The organism is Mitsuaria sp. RG (assembly GCF_028369275.1).
GTDB lineage: Bacteria > Pseudomonadota > Gammaproteobacteria > Pseudomonadales > Pseudomonadaceae > Aquipseudomonas > Aquipseudomonas peradeniyensis.
Map to the genome: position 1 here is coordinate 37338 of NZ_JAQMYQ010000027.1, position 12541 is coordinate 49878.

Here is a 12541-nt window from a genome sequence, read left to right on the forward strand (position 1 = left end):
GTCGTCTATCCCTCGCTCGCAGGCGTATCGTCGCCCGTTCGGGCGGGCAGGTACAGGCTCATGCAGGTGCCTTCGCCAGGGCGGCTGGACACGCTGATCGCGCCCTCACTCTGGCGGGCGAAACCATAGGCCTGGCTCAGCCCCAGGCCGGTGCCCTTGCCGAAGGCCTTGGTGGTGAAGAACGGCTCGAAGATGCGCGGCAACACCTGAGGGTCGATGCCCTGCCCGTCATCACGCACATCGAAACGCACGAAGTGCCCATGCAGCCCCTCCACCTCGCCGGCCAGGCGAACCCTTTCGACTGCCAGGTGGATTTGCCCGGTCGCCGCGATGGCGTCGCGGGCGTTGAACACCAGGTTGAGCAGGACCATCTGCAACTGCCCGGCGTCCACCTCGATCAGCGGCAGGTCCGGCTGCACCTGCGGCAGCAGTTCGATGTCCCTGGGCAGCGCGTGCTCCGCCAGCCCGCAGGTGGTGTCGACCATCTGGGCCGGGGCGATGCGGGTGATGCTCAGTTGCCGATGCCGGGCAAAACTGAGCAGTTGCTGGGTCAGTTGGGTACCGCGCTCGCCGGCATCAAGAATATGCTCGAGCAGGCGTCGTACCCGTGCCGGGTCCTGGCTGCCAGAGGCCAGCCGGGCAGAGCTGAGGATGATGGTCAGCAGATTGTTGAAGTCATGGGCCAGGCCGCCGGTCAACTGCCCCAGGGCCTCGAGCTTCTGCGCCTGGAACAGCTGCGCACGCATGGCGTCCAGTTGCAGGGCGGACTCGCGGCGGTCGGTGATGTCGCGGGTGACCTTGGCCAGGCCGATGACCTCGCCAGTTTCGTCACGGATCACATCCAGCGCCGCCAGCGCCCAGAACTGCGTACCGTCCTTGCGCACGCGCCAGCCCTCGTCCTGCACCTTGCCCTCTTCCAAGGCCTGGTGCAGCAGCTGTTGCGGACGGCCTTCGGCACGGTCCTGGTCAGTAAAGAACAACGAGAAATGCCGGCCGATCACCTCGTCGGCGCGATAACCCTTGATCCGCTGCGCACCCGCGTTCCACGACACCACATGGCCGGTCGGATCGAGCATGTAGATGGCGTAGTCCACCACTGCCTGGACCAACTGCTCGTAGCGCGCTTCGGGCATCACCGAATGGGTGGGGCGGTCTGTCGACACCATGCAAGCTCCACAAGCACCGCGAAAGGACATATTGAGCGTAGTCAAAAGTCCCGCCGACACAGCCCTTCAGGCGACGATCGTCAGTGCTCGCGCTCCACCACCGTCGGCACCAGCCGGCGCGGCATCGCCACCTTCAACAGCCACAACCCCAGCAGCAGGATCGACGCCCCGCCGCCCAATGCCAGCACGCGCTGTGGTTCTGGGTGCTCCTGATCGAGCCCGAGCATCAGCAGGTAGCCGCCCAGGCTCATGAAACCGGCGTACAAGAATGCCGCCAGCAGGCAGACAAGCAGGAACAGCAGACGCCAGAACAGCTTCGGGCGCACACGCCGGATTGCCTCTGGGTCGGGGGAACGCGATGACATGGCGATACAACCCGTTGGATCCAATGCCTGGACAGTGGCGTAATGGCGGCATCCTGTCAATTGACCTATAGTGGCTGCGCCCCGATTTCACAAGGAAGCGACATGACTTCGAACCTTCGCATGCAAGGCCTGCAGGACGACCTGGTGCGCAGCGCCGGCGAACTCGACCAACTGTGCCAGGCCCTGGATGGTCATGCGCGGTTCCTGCGCCACTCGATCCACCAGGCCGATGCCCAGGCCATGGACGGACATGTCGATGACCTGCACCACTCGGCCTGCGAGATGCGTGAAATCGCCCGTAGCATCAGGCCCTGAACCCTGTGGCCGGTTGACGCTCCTATAACAATGGGTTATAAAGCGCGCCTGATTGCCTGGGCCCTGCTGCTATGAAGCATGCCGGTCAATCGCGCGAGTGTGGTGGAATTGGTATACACAGCAGACTTAAAATCTGTCGGCGTGAGCCTTGCGGGTTCGAGTCCCGCCACTCGCACCATCTTCTGTCGATCGAGGCGCCCTTGCGGCGCCTTTTTCATGCCCGCCGGAAAACCGCCGCGCAGCTGCTAGAGTGGAACCTGTCACTGTCCACTGGAGCGCCGCCATGCGCTATAGCCTGCTCGACGGTCAACGCGACGTCATCCTGCTGCTCGCCCGCATCCTGCTGATGATCCTGTTCGTGCTCTCTGGCTGGAGCAAACTGAGCGGTTTCGAAGGCACGGTCGGCTACATGACCTCTCTCGGCGCGCCCGCGCCCATGCTGGCGGCGGCCGTTGCCGTGATCATGGAGCTGCTGGTCGGCATCCTGCTGATCCTGGGCTTCTACACTCGCCCGCTGGCCCTGCTGTTCGCCCTGTTCGTGCTGGGCACCGCGCTGCTCGGGCACCCGTTCTGGAACATGGTCGAGCCCGAGCGCAGCGCCAACATGACCCAGTTCCTGAAGAACCTCGCCATTGTCGGCGGGTTGCTGCTGCTGGCCCTCACCGGCGCCGGGCGCTTCTCCCTCGACCGTCGCTGAACGCGACTGCGGTGATTTCAATCATCGCAGTCGTCGTGCCAGGCCGGATGGTCATCTTCATCATCGAAGTCGTCGAGTGACTCTTCGTCCTCCTCGACTTCGTCCAGCGCCCCGTAGGCGTCCGCCTCGGGGTCGAAGTCTTCGTGGAATTCAGGGTCGAGCAGGTGGTCGTGCTCGGGTTCGGGCAGATCGTCTTCGTCGTGCATCGCAGGCTCCGGTAACAACGGCACGCCTGTATAGGCGCATCGACGCGGGCGGTCAATCCTCGCGGCGCTTAACCCCGGCTTAACCGACAAGGCGCATGGTGCAGGCTCTCCCTTCAAAAACGTTCTTTGCCCGCCGCCCTGGCGGGCTTTTTTTGCCCGGCCCTCCCCCGCACCACTGAACCGCCCGTCATTTCAGCGCTCGCATGGGTGCAGGATCTTTTTCACCAAGGAGCTTTCCCCATGGCCGTGAACATCGACCAACTGATCATTACCACCCCGGTGCCCAAATCCGCTACCAACCCTGTGGCCCTGGAGGTCACCGGCGCCCAGGCCCTCGCCAGCCTGCCCCAGGTTGTGAGCCGGCTGAGCAGTGGCGCAGTGCGCATGACCGCCCCGACCAAGGGCGCATCGAGCAAGAGTACCCATCGAACCCGCTGCGAGTGGAAGGAGGCCACCTATTGGGCCATGAGCAGCGCCAGCCGACATTTCAGCCACCAGCGCATGGTGCTGGAGCAGGTCAACTCGGCACAGAAGGTGGTGATCGCGCAGCTGCATGTGAAAGACGACGACAGCCCGGCGATCAAGGTGTTCTGGAACAAGGGCAAGATCACCCTCGGCTTTCGCCGGGACTTCAACCAGGCGACGCCGACCAACAGCACCCTCCTCGTCGATGTACCCCTGGGCACACCCTTCGACATCACCCTCGAAGTCTCTGCGGCCAGGGCCGCGACGGTGACCGCTGCCTGCAACGGCCGCAGCGGCGACTCCGGCCTGCTGCAGATGACCTCGGGCTGGCGGGACCACACCTTCAACTTCCATGGCGGTGTCTACAACCAGGTAGACTTCAGCGATGACACCCCGTCCACGGATGCGTCTGTCTGCGTGATCAGCCAGCTGGAGCTGCTGCACCGTTAGAGGCTCGGGAGCCGTTGCCGGGGAACGTTCGCCGGACTTATGAAAAACTCAGTAACGTTTACTGCACGATTACCCGGATGGCCTTCACGAAATTCTGACAAACGCCCAGGCAGACTGACCTGGCTTCGATACGTTCTGTTCAACCCGCCTTTTTGGCGGGTTTTCTTTTTTGCGCTTTCCGTACAAACCAGAGCGCGCCAATTGACAACTTTTTCACCTCTGCCGTGCCAAGGTAATGACTCATCCGTGAAACACTTGGCCCGCCCTCCCCAGCGGGCCTTTTCTTTGCCTGCGCGCTAGTCGAAAGCGCCGTTGAGTACTTCGTAGATCACCCCCGTGGCGACTGCCACCAGAATCAGGTCGACACCCGCCTGCATCCATTCATAACCGTCATAACGCGGCAGCTGGCCCAGCAACCGGCCATCGAGCTTCTTGGCGATGCCTGGGGGCAACGGCTTGCCACGCGCCAGGTTCTTCTGGATGCCGGGAGGCAATGCAGGCCCCGGGCTCCAGTAGTCGCGGTGCCCACCCAGGATACCGAGCACATCGCCCCGGTCGATCACGGGACCGCCATGACCGCCATCGTGCTTGCCCGCCCCTTGGTTGCCATGGTTCTGCTGGGATTGCCCCTTGCCGTGCCCCTTGCCATTACCCGGGTCGGCGAAAGATATGCAGGGCGCCAGTACCAGTGCGATGGATGTCAGTGTGGCAATGACTGTGCGGCGTTTGCTCATCGCTGCTTGCCTCTGAAGATTGGGGTCTGTGCAATCCTAGACCATGACAACGACATGGGGCTTCGCCATGACCCTGCTTGAGCAATCAGGCCTATCGGCACCACGGCGGGCGCGCATATTACCGTTGCGACTTGGTAAAGTGGCATCCAGCCGGTATTGAAGGACCACAGGTCAAAGGAACGACATGCTGAAACTGCTCACCGACATAGCCTTCCTGTGCGCGGGGCTATTGCTACTGATCGCCCTCTTCTGGGCATGCACCTTCGAGCGCAATCGCTGGCGCGCAGCCTTCGAAGCAGACTTCACGACCAGGCTGGGCAACCTGGGTATCGACGGCTATGAACTGGTGGTCGACAACGTCACGCTGCCAACCCCCCATAGAGCTGCCGATGTGTACCGGATCTTCCACGATCTGAAGGGCAACTATTTTCTTTACATCAAGAACGGCTACGCTGCGGGAGCACTCAAGCCCTTGACCAGCGAGCGGGCGCTGCAGGCCGCGAAAATGAGTGGATACCCCTGCAAAGGTCCGCAGGTCTAGAGGGCGCTGGCTGTGCTGCAAAATCTGGCAACACTTGCCGGCCACCCCGTCGATGAAACTCAATGGGATTGATGCTGTCCCATTGCCATCGGTTACTGCCGAGGCCGTCCGATAGCGCTCACAGACGTGGCAAGGTCCACATCGCGAAGCGATCCTGAAACGGCCTCGATATCCCGGTTTACCGGCGCGCGCATCCCACCTGTCGAGGATGCCGCCCTCATTTTTCAAGGCTGAAAGAGCGAACCATGAAACAGAACATTCTCCTCGTTGCCGTCTGCGCCGCCCTGCTCCAGGCATGTGCCCCGGCTTCCACCTCCCATGAAGGGACGCCTTCCATGCCCGCCACTGCCGCATCCAGCGCCACCCAGCCCAACCTCTCGGCCTACTACTGGAACCTGGTAGCGGCCAACGATGCGTCGGGCAAGCCCATCACCGCCATGGCCCCAGGCATCGAGGGCAAACTGCGGTTGAACTTCGCCGAACGCAAGCTGAACATCAGCGGCGGCTGCAACAACCAGTTCGGCGGCTATTCCTACCAGGACGGCGTACTGAAGGTGCAATCACTGGCCTCGACCCTGAAGGCCTGCGACAAGCCCCTGATGGAACTGGACGCCCAGGTCGGGCGCCTGTTCAAGGGCGACCTGCGTACCACCCTATCCGACGATGCCGGGGAGCCGATGCTGCAACTGACCACCCAGGACGGCTCTGTGCTGAAGTTCCAGGGTGAAGCCACCCCGGAGACCCGCTACGGCAGCAAGGGCGAGATCAAGTTCCTGGAAGTGGCCGCCAAGACCGTCAAGTGCAGCCATCCACTGATCCCCAACTACCAGTGCCTGCAAGTGCGCGAGCGTCGCTATGACGACGCCGGCCTGCAGTTGGCGACCCAGGACAGCTGGCACCCGCTGTACCAGTCCATCGAGGGCTTCGAGCACCGTGACGGCGTGCGCACCGTGCTGCGCGTGAAGCAATACGAATGGAAGAACCCGCCGGCCGACGCCCCGTCGCAGGTCTATGTGCTGGACCTGGTGGTCGAGCAGGACGCTTCGGGCAAGTAATTGCCAGTCGGCGCAGGCCGCCCTGCAGCGGCCTGCGCCTGGAACCGACAGCGACCTCAGGTGAGCGCCGCGTTGACCTGCGCACTGTCGACGTATTGCTCCATGCTGACGATCTTGCCGTTGTTCAGCCGGTACAGGTGGGCAAAGGTAGCCGTCATCGCCTTCCCGGTCTTGCGATAGGTCCCCGAGTAAACGCCAAAGGCGGCAACTCGGTCGTCCTCGGCCACATAGGTATGCACCTTGGCCTGGTAGCCATCCCATTCGGTGGCCAGGCGATGGAACACACCCTCCATGATCGCCCGGGGGCCGACATAGGTACCGGCATAAGGGAAACCGGCCGCCTCGGTCCAGGTCACGTCCGCTGCCAGCGCCGCCAGCAGGTTCTGGCCATTCTGTTCGGCTGAGCCTTCGTACGAGGCTCGGATGATGTCCAGGTTGCTCTTGCTCATGGCTTTACCCCCACGTTCAGCTCGCGAATGAAGGCCTGAAGATCTGAAAAGATAGCGCTGGCAGGTAACAACTGCAGGGCATCGTCCGCTTCTTGCAGGACAAATGTCGGGACGCCTCGGCCGCCCACGCGACCCAGCAAGGCACGCCCCTGCCCCACACGATCGTCATTAGCCTGCAGCAAAGCCGAATCCGGGCGCGTCAGCCGCTCGGCGGCGGCATTCAAGCCCAGGTTCGCCAGCACAGCTGCCAACGTCTCCAGTCGAGTCACATCCAGGCCATCGACATAGCGCGCCGCCTGAATCGCCTTGAGCGCTTCGAACTCGCGCTCAGGCGCAGTCAGGTTCACTGCGCTGAGCGCCAGGGTAGACGGACCACTGTCGAACGCCTGAAGGCGGTCGGCGAGTACCTGGTCGCGATAGCGCTCACTGAAGACCTGCCCGGTCAGCCGCTCGATGCGTTGGTCGTTGCTCCAGGCGTAGGCCGCAAAGTCATCATCCATGGCGCGAGCACCGCTGCCGGAAAACAGCCCCGTCGGTATCAGGCGCAACGCGAGGCCCGTGGATTCGAGAACCCGAGGCAGCGGTCCTCCTGCACCGTAGCACCAGCCGCACAGTGGGTCGAAGAGGTAAACCAGGGTCTTGTTCATGGTGAAACGCCTTGAATGGAATGCCTCGAATCTTATAGCGAGCGAATTGACATTTAAACGCATACGAAATAAACACACTGTATGCTACAAACATACATTAAAGGATATATCAATGACCGGCGCTTCCAGCCTGAACAGGCTTGCGTACTTCACCGCAGTGGTCGAAACCGGCTCCTTCACCGCAGCAGCAGAGCGCCTCGGCATCACCAAGGCCGTGGTCAGCCAACAGGTAGCGCGGCTGGAAAGCGACTGTCGTACCACACTGCTGGTTCGCAGCACGCGCAAAGTCCGCACCACCGAGGCGGGCCAACAGTTCTATCACCGCTGTGCATTGATCCTCAAAGAAGCTGAAGAGGCTTTCGAGGAATTGTCCGAAGCGGCCAGCGAGCCGACGGGCACCCTACGCCTGACCGCCCCTTTCGATTACGGCATCGGTGTCGTGGTGCCGGCCATCACCGCATTCTCGCAGCGATATCCGCAGTGCAAGGTCGAGGCACACTTCAGCGACCAGACCCTGGACCTGGGCGCCAACGATCTGGACCTTTCCATTCGCGTTGGCTGGATTACCGAGCAACATCTGCAGGCCCGGCGAATCGGCGAGTTTGCGCAACGGTTGGTGGCCGGCCCTCAGTGGCAAGCGCGAGCGGACAAACTGCAGGCCCCAGCGGAGGTGGCCGAGTTGCCGATCGTGGCGAACCTGGCGCTGCGAGAACCGACCCGGTGGGTATTTGCCAAGGACGCCACGCAGCGCGAAACAGTGGAGATGAAAGCCAGCCTGTCGCTCAACGCCACCTTGGCGGTGCGCGAAGCCACGCTGCTCGGGGCCGGGCTATCGGTCCTTCCGGACTATGTGGCGGAACCAGACCTGCAAGCAGGCCGGCTGATCGAGGTCCTGCCGCAATGGTCGCTGCCCCGAGGCGAGATCCATGCGGTCTTCCCGACGGCTCGCTTTCGACCGGTCAAGGTGCGTGCATTCATCGAGCTTCTGGCAAGCCGCCTGGCTTAATGAGACGGCACAGACCATCAGGTCAGGGCACGCCCGCGCAGCCGCCGACAATGCTACGCTCCTGGGATCACAGCCATCCAAGGGAATGAAGATGAGCTTCGACTGGCATGCTGGACCGATCACCCGCGCCACCCCACTGGACCGGCACTACCGGAACACACAGAAGGTCCGGCGGTTCCTGGTCGGTGAATGTGGCGAGGCCTTCAAGTTCGACCGCGCCTTCATGGCCTGGATCAAGAGCGCAGCGCCTGCCACCATGGGGGAAGTTGCGGATGAATGGCTGCGCAGACGCGGCTGATCCAGGCCGCTTGCTGTCCCACGCTGGCCGCCCGTACCCCCACCCCGGATGCTACCCGGTAGCCGCCTTCAGGATTGGCCTTTTTTAGCGTGGAACGGCGCGAAGGTCATACCGAAGAACCAGCCGCCGATCATTGCCAGCCAGATCGATTTGTATCCCTCTACGTTGTAGGCGCACCAATAGTTGATCGCCGTAATCACAACGAAAATCGAGAAAAACTGCTTGCGGGAGTACCTGCTCAGGTAACGGGTGGCTGCGGCGTCCAGTTCTTTGAGCTTTTTCATTGCGTTTCATCCTTGAATAACCAGTAGAAGCTCACAGCGGATCTACCGGCGGTCGCACACTTTCCTTCGTGGCCCACGATTGTCCCAGATGGCGGGGCGACGAACAATTCGCAGGCATTAAAAAACCGCAGCCACAGATCTGCGGGGTTTTGCCAATCTTCCAGCTTGTCCGCCAATGGGCTTGCAGCGCTGGCACCCAACTGAACCAGTCTCGCCGCACGTCCAGGCATCCCCCGAAGGGCCACCCTGGCTGTGGCGAGCCTGAATCAGAAATGAAAAAGCCCAGCGCGACGGCTGGGCTCCATTACGCAAGGAGATAGAAGATCATGGAGTCCAGTAAGCAATCTTGCCGGCTGCACCAACAGCTACAAAATTGCCGTTGCCGTAGGCGACGCTCCGGATATCGGTTCCTGCGAAAGTGTTGGCTTGCTGAACCCAGCCGATCCCATCCTCGGAAACGGCTGTCTTGCCGCCGTCGCCGACAGCTACATACTTGCCATTACCGTAAGCAATGTCGCGGATGATGGTTCCACCGAAACTGGTATCTTCAACAGCAGTCCAGCTAAGCCCATCGGATGAATATGCCATCTTGCCATCCGCACCAACGATAAACATTTTCCCGTTGCAAAGCTTCATGGAAAGGATGGTGCTAGTGCCGAAGGTGCTGGTTCTGGTCGCGAATGATTGCGGATTACCCGTTGGCATCTTCACAGCGCTAAGCAGCTTCCCATTCGATCCCGCAATCAACACAAAAACGCCAATGACGTTGACGCAGTGCACAGTCTCGCTAGAAGTGAAGGTCGTAGTGCGCTCCACCGTGCCTGACCAATCCTCATAACGGGAAAAGACTTTACCGTTAGACCCAACCAGTATCCAGGTCGCGATGTCGCCGTAAATTGGCTGATAATACACAATGCCATGCAAGTCTACATACGCGCGAGCAGCTGCCGTAAGGTCTGTCCAATCATTTAAAGGGCGTGCAATGCTGCCGTGGACCACATTGCCGGATTGAGAAAGGCCTTGAAGCGTTGTCCCAAGACCGTTCCAGTACAGCTCGTTGAGGACCTTTCCGCTATCAGAGGTGACGGCGCCCTTGAGCTTGGTCCACGCTGTACCAGTTGCGTCTCCGCTGATGAGCTGAGTGGTTGTGGGAAGACCGTTGCCACCAGCCGCATAAAACTTGCCTTGCGCAAAAACCACGCGCCTAAGCATGCCGGTGTTCTCCACCGGGTCTACTTGAGTCCAAAGATCTTGCAGGGTTTGAGACGCCGAGTTTGCGTTATCCATTTTAAACTCCGTTACTGAGCTGATTTAAGTTCAGGCCTCTGTATTGGGCGTATGGCGCTCATGGGCGATGGTTCGAGACTCGAGGTCCTCTGGCGAAGATCAGGGGTGATGAGGTTTCACCAACCTCAGACCTGTCGCTGATGTAGGAAATTATGCCACACGAATACTGTATATTCAACCAGTATTTTGAGGTTTTTATTCAGTGAACTTCGACGCATCCACCGCGCATGAGTGGATTCGCTGATCGACATGCTCCGGTGTACCGGAAAGAGGGAATCACCGAGCGCGTTTACCGTCGAGTCGGTGCGATCGCCAAGCCCTCGAAGGGTTGAAGTTTCGGAACTCCATGCCTTTTGTTTCGGAACTCTTGGCATTTTCTGCGCACAAAGAAAAACCCCGCAGACCTAGATCTGCGGGGTTTCGAATGGTGGAGGCCGAGGTCGGAATCGAACCGGCGTAGACGGATTTGCAATCCGGAGCATAACCACTTTGCTACTCGGCCTCAAAGTCGGAGTCAGCTTTCGCTATCTCCTTGAAACCGCTGGGCTTTTTCAAGTCAGCTGCGTTTCGATGGACGCCATTATGTCGGCATTCGATGCACCTTGCAACCCCCTTGAAGAAAAAAATCTTCAAGGGGTTCAAGGTGTTAGCGCAGACGCCCGAGTTTGCTCCACAAACCGACCAGGGTGTTCTCCACTGCCCCGCTGGCGGCCACGCCGATACGCTCCTGCAGGCTCTTGCGCTCGGCGAAGCGCAGGTGGAACACATTGGCCTCGCGGGCGCTGCGGCTCAGGTACTCGTCGCTGGTGCCCAGTTCGTCGACCAACTGGCGATTGAGCGCGGCGATGCCCAGCCAGACTTCGCCAGTGGCCACCTCGTCTATATGAAGCTGCGGGCGGTAGCGGGCGACGAAGTCCTTGAACAGCTGGTGGGTGATGTCCAGGTCTTCCTGGAACTTCTCCCGGCCCTTGTCGGTGTTCTCGCCGAACACGGTCAGGGTGCGCTTGTATTCGCCGGCGGTCAGAACCTCGAAATCGATGTCGTGCTTTTTCAGCAGGCGGTTGACGTTGGGCATCTGCGCCACCACGCCGATCGAGCCCAGCACCGCGAACGGCGCACTGACGATCTTCTCGCCGATGCAGGCCATCATGTAGCCGCCGCTGGCGGCAACCTTGTCGATGCAGATGGTCAGCGGGATACCGGCCTCGCGGATGCGCGCCAGTTGCGAAGCCGCCAGGCCGTAGCTGTGCACCATACCGCCGCCGCTCTCCAGACGCAGCACCACCTCGTCACGCGGGGTGGCCAGGGTCAGTAGTGCGGTGATCTCGTTGCGCAGGCTCTCGGTGGCCGAGGCCTTGATGTCGCCGTCGAAGTCGAGGACGAACACCCGGCGCTTGTCCTCGGGCTTTTTCTTCTGCTGTTTTTCCGCCTTGGCCTGCTGCTTGCGCAGGGCCTTGAGTTGGGCCTTGTCGAGCAGGCCCGACTCAAGGCGCTCGCGCAGCTCCTTGTAGAACTCGTTGAGACGGGTAACCTGCAATTGCCCGCCCGGCTTGCGCCGCCCTTTGCCACGCAGGCCGGCGATGGCCGACAGCACCACCAGGATGGCGATCACCAGGGTGGCGGTTTTGGCGAGAAAGCTTGCGTATTCGGCAAGAAACTCCACATTGACTCCTTGATAAACCAGCGCCGCAACGGCGCGAACTGGATGCAAGCATACCGGGGCGCCAGGGCCGCTGCCAGCCGGTGAAAATGCTGGCAACACAGTTCAAACGACCTTTTCAAACGCTTGTATGTTTTTTCGTTGACAGCCCGCCTGGGGCAACCTAACCTCGCAGCAACCTCCAACCGGGCCGGACTTCAACGTGGGCAATCTCTACCTGATCCGACATGGGCAAGCCTCCTTTGGTGCCGCCGACTACGACGTGCTCTCGCCGGTCGGCGAGCGTCAGAGCCAGGCACTGGGCGAGCACTTCGCCCAATTGGGCCTGCGCCTGGACCGTTGCGTGGCCGGCACCCTGCGGCGCCAGCAGGACACCGCCCGCCTGGCCCTCGACGCGCTGCAGGCCCATGGCGAAGCAGCCCCGGCCATAGAGACCGACGCGGCCTTCAATGAGTTCGACGCCGACGGCGTGATCCGCGCCCTGCTCCCGGCCCTGCTGCCCGAAGAGCCCGAGGCCCTGCATGTGCTGCGCAACGGCGCCCAGCACCGCGGCGAGTTCCAGCGCCTGTTCGCCCTGATGGTGCAGCGCTGGCACGACGGCGAACATGCCCACGACGAACACCTGGAAACCTGGCAGGCCTTCACCGGCCGGGTCGGCGATGGCCTGCGGCGCCTGCTCGACAGCGCGGCCAGCGGCGACAACATCGCCCTGTTCACCTCCGGCGGCACCATCGCCGCCCTGCTGCACCTGGTAAGCGGAATCACGCCGGCTCAGGCGTTCACCCTGAACTGGCAGATCATCAACACGTCGCTCAGCCACCTGAAGTTCCGTGGCCGCGACGTCACCCTGGCTTCCTTCAACAGCCAAGCCCATGTGCGGCTGTTGCGGTTGCCGGAGCTCGTCACCTACCGATGA

Annotated in this window: 17 protein-coding genes and 2 tRNA genes; 9 read left to right on the forward strand and 10 right to left on the reverse strand. The window is 61.4% G+C overall.

Features of this window, described 5'->3' with window-relative positions; translation table 11 throughout:
• Positions 1 to 5: 5 nt before the first annotated feature.
• A complete protein-coding gene (locus POF53_RS16045) occupies positions 6 to 1166 on the reverse strand; it encodes a two-component system sensor histidine kinase NtrB (protein ID WP_203652299.1) in 1161 nt (386 codons plus the stop codon).
• Between the two features lie 80 nt (positions 1167 to 1246).
• The gene (locus POF53_RS16050; protein WP_203652298.1) at positions 1247 to 1531 is read right to left on the reverse strand and encodes a hypothetical protein; all 285 of its coding nucleotides are present in this window, start codon (positions 1529 to 1531) and stop codon (positions 1247 to 1249) included.
• Between the two features lie 102 nt (positions 1532 to 1633).
• On the opposite strand from POF53_RS16050, the gene POF53_RS16055 reads away from it, so the two are divergent.
• From POF53_RS16055 to POF53_RS16065, 3 genes are all read left to right on the forward strand, one after another.
• On the forward strand, positions 1634 to 1846 hold the full coding sequence (locus POF53_RS16055) for a hypothetical protein (RefSeq protein WP_203652297.1): 213 nt from the start codon (positions 1634 to 1636) through the stop codon (positions 1844 to 1846).
• Positions 1847 to 1939: 93 nt separating this feature from the next.
• Positions 1940 to 2024 (forward strand) — tRNA-Leu (locus POF53_RS16060).
• Between the two features lie 105 nt (positions 2025 to 2129).
• Complete coding sequence (locus POF53_RS16065; RefSeq protein ID WP_028692439.1) at positions 2130 to 2543, forward strand: DoxX family protein; 414 nt, start codon at positions 2130 to 2132, stop codon at positions 2541 to 2543.
• A gap of 17 nt (positions 2544 to 2560) precedes the next feature.
• Here POF53_RS16065 and POF53_RS16070 read toward each other — a convergent pair whose 3' ends face one another.
• Positions 2561 to 2749 carry a hypothetical protein gene (locus tag POF53_RS16070; RefSeq protein WP_050706261.1) on the reverse strand — a complete coding sequence of 63 codons (189 nt, stop codon included), beginning with the start codon at positions 2747 to 2749 and terminating at the stop codon, positions 2561 to 2563.
• 240 nt (positions 2750 to 2989) lie between these two features.
• On the opposite strand from POF53_RS16070, the gene POF53_RS16075 reads away from it, so the two are divergent.
• Complete coding sequence (locus POF53_RS16075) at positions 2990 to 3664, forward strand: polysaccharide lyase family 7 protein (RefSeq protein WP_232855605.1); 675 nt, start codon at positions 2990 to 2992, stop codon at positions 3662 to 3664.
• 296 nt (positions 3665 to 3960) lie between these two features.
• Here POF53_RS16075 and POF53_RS16080 read toward each other — a convergent pair whose 3' ends face one another.
• On the reverse strand, positions 3961 to 4398 hold the full coding sequence (locus POF53_RS16080; RefSeq protein WP_046856214.1) for an anti-virulence regulator CigR family protein: 438 nt from the start codon (positions 4396 to 4398) through the stop codon (positions 3961 to 3963).
• A gap of 184 nt (positions 4399 to 4582) precedes the next feature.
• Here POF53_RS16080 and POF53_RS16085 point away from each other — a divergent pair, with 184 nt between their 5' ends.
• Positions 4583 to 4939: a hypothetical protein gene (locus tag POF53_RS16085; protein WP_203652295.1), complete on the forward strand. Its 357-nt coding sequence runs from the start codon at positions 4583 to 4585 to the stop codon at positions 4937 to 4939.
• A gap of 335 nt (positions 4940 to 5274) precedes the next feature.
• Positions 5275 to 5994 carry an META and DUF4377 domain-containing protein gene (locus tag POF53_RS16090; RefSeq protein ID WP_232855606.1) on the forward strand — a complete coding sequence of 240 codons (720 nt, stop codon included), beginning with the start codon at positions 5275 to 5277 and terminating at the stop codon, positions 5992 to 5994.
• A gap of 56 nt (positions 5995 to 6050) precedes the next feature.
• Here the strand turns inward: POF53_RS16090 and POF53_RS16095 are convergent, their stop codons facing one another.
• Both POF53_RS16095 and POF53_RS16100 read right to left on the reverse strand, forming a co-directional pair.
• Positions 6051 to 6443, reverse strand: a complete 393-nt coding sequence (locus POF53_RS16095; protein ID WP_232855607.1) for a nuclear transport factor 2 family protein — start codon at positions 6441 to 6443, stop codon at positions 6051 to 6053.
• Positions 6440 to 7090, reverse strand: coding sequence for a DsbA family protein (locus tag POF53_RS16100; RefSeq protein ID WP_232855608.1), 651 nt, complete (start codon positions 7088 to 7090; stop codon positions 6440 to 6442). Before POF53_RS16100 ends, POF53_RS16095 begins: the two co-directional genes overlap by 4 nt.
• Before the next feature lie 112 nt (positions 7091 to 7202).
• On the opposite strand from POF53_RS16100, the gene POF53_RS16105 reads away from it, so the two are divergent.
• Together POF53_RS16105 and POF53_RS16110 are read left to right on the forward strand one after the other, a co-directional pair.
• A complete protein-coding gene (locus POF53_RS16105; protein ID WP_232855609.1) occupies positions 7203 to 8096 on the forward strand; it encodes a LysR family transcriptional regulator in 894 nt (297 codons plus the stop codon).
• A 91-nt stretch (positions 8097 to 8187) separates the two neighbouring features.
• Complete coding sequence (locus POF53_RS16110) at positions 8188 to 8394, forward strand: DUF6434 domain-containing protein (protein WP_198742680.1); 207 nt, start codon at positions 8188 to 8190, stop codon at positions 8392 to 8394.
• 68 nt (positions 8395 to 8462) lie between these two features.
• Here POF53_RS16110 and POF53_RS16115 read toward each other — a convergent pair whose 3' ends face one another.
• The 4 genes from POF53_RS16115 to sohB form a co-directional block, all read right to left on the reverse strand.
• A complete protein-coding gene (locus tag POF53_RS16115) occupies positions 8463 to 8678 on the reverse strand; it encodes a hypothetical protein (RefSeq protein WP_028692450.1) in 216 nt (71 codons plus the stop codon).
• Between the two features lie 324 nt (positions 8679 to 9002).
• Positions 9003 to 9965 carry a DUF6242 domain-containing protein gene (locus POF53_RS16120; protein ID WP_232855610.1) on the reverse strand — a complete coding sequence of 321 codons (963 nt, stop codon included), beginning with the start codon at positions 9963 to 9965 and terminating at the stop codon, positions 9003 to 9005.
• A 428-nt stretch (positions 9966 to 10393) separates the two neighbouring features.
• Positions 10394 to 10467 (reverse strand) — tRNA-Cys (locus POF53_RS16125).
• A 144-nt stretch (positions 10468 to 10611) separates the two neighbouring features.
• Positions 10612 to 11628 (reverse strand): protease SohB, encoded by a 1017-nt coding sequence (sohB, locus tag POF53_RS16130; RefSeq protein ID WP_232855611.1) that lies wholly within the window; start codon positions 11626 to 11628, stop codon positions 10612 to 10614.
• A gap of 199 nt (positions 11629 to 11827) precedes the next feature.
• On the opposite strand from sohB, the gene POF53_RS16135 reads away from it, so the two are divergent.
• On the forward strand, positions 11828 to 12541 hold the full coding sequence (locus POF53_RS16135; RefSeq protein WP_232855612.1) for a histidine phosphatase family protein: 714 nt from the start codon (positions 11828 to 11830) through the stop codon (positions 12539 to 12541).

Coding starts and splice junctions, on each gene's coding strand:
- POF53_RS16045 (WP_203652299.1), bottom strand. CDS start 1,166: ATGGTGTCGACAGACCGCCCCACCCATTCGGTGATGCCCGAAGCGCGC.
- POF53_RS16050 (WP_203652298.1), bottom strand. CDS start 1,531: ATGTCATCGCGTTCCCCCGACCCAGAGGCAATCCGGCGTGTGCGCCCG.
- POF53_RS16055 (WP_203652297.1), top strand. CDS start 1,634: ATGACTTCGAACCTTCGCATGCAAGGCCTGCAGGACGACCTGGTGCGC.
- POF53_RS16065 (WP_028692439.1), top strand. CDS start 2,130: ATGCGCTATAGCCTGCTCGACGGTCAACGCGACGTCATCCTGCTGCTC.
- POF53_RS16070 (WP_050706261.1), bottom strand. CDS start 2,749: ATGCACGACGAAGACGATCTGCCCGAACCCGAGCACGACCACCTGCTC.
- POF53_RS16075 (WP_232855605.1), top strand. CDS start 2,990: ATGGCCGTGAACATCGACCAACTGATCATTACCACCCCGGTGCCCAAA.
- POF53_RS16080 (WP_046856214.1), bottom strand. CDS start 4,398: ATGAGCAAACGCCGCACAGTCATTGCCACACTGACATCCATCGCACTG.
- POF53_RS16085 (WP_203652295.1), top strand. CDS start 4,583: ATGCTGAAACTGCTCACCGACATAGCCTTCCTGTGCGCGGGGCTATTG.
- POF53_RS16090 (WP_232855606.1), top strand. CDS start 5,275: ATGCCCGCCACTGCCGCATCCAGCGCCACCCAGCCCAACCTCTCGGCC.
- POF53_RS16095 (WP_232855607.1), bottom strand. CDS start 6,443: ATGAGCAAGAGCAACCTGGACATCATCCGAGCCTCGTACGAAGGCTCA.
- POF53_RS16100 (WP_232855608.1), bottom strand. CDS start 7,090: ATGAACAAGACCCTGGTTTACCTCTTCGACCCACTGTGCGGCTGGTGC.
- POF53_RS16105 (WP_232855609.1), top strand. CDS start 7,203: ATGACCGGCGCTTCCAGCCTGAACAGGCTTGCGTACTTCACCGCAGTG.
- POF53_RS16110 (WP_198742680.1), top strand. CDS start 8,188: ATGAGCTTCGACTGGCATGCTGGACCGATCACCCGCGCCACCCCACTG.
- POF53_RS16115 (WP_028692450.1), bottom strand. CDS start 8,678: ATGAAAAAGCTCAAAGAACTGGACGCCGCAGCCACCCGTTACCTGAGC.
- POF53_RS16120 (WP_232855610.1), bottom strand. CDS start 9,965: ATGGATAACGCAAACTCGGCGTCTCAAACCCTGCAAGATCTTTGGACT.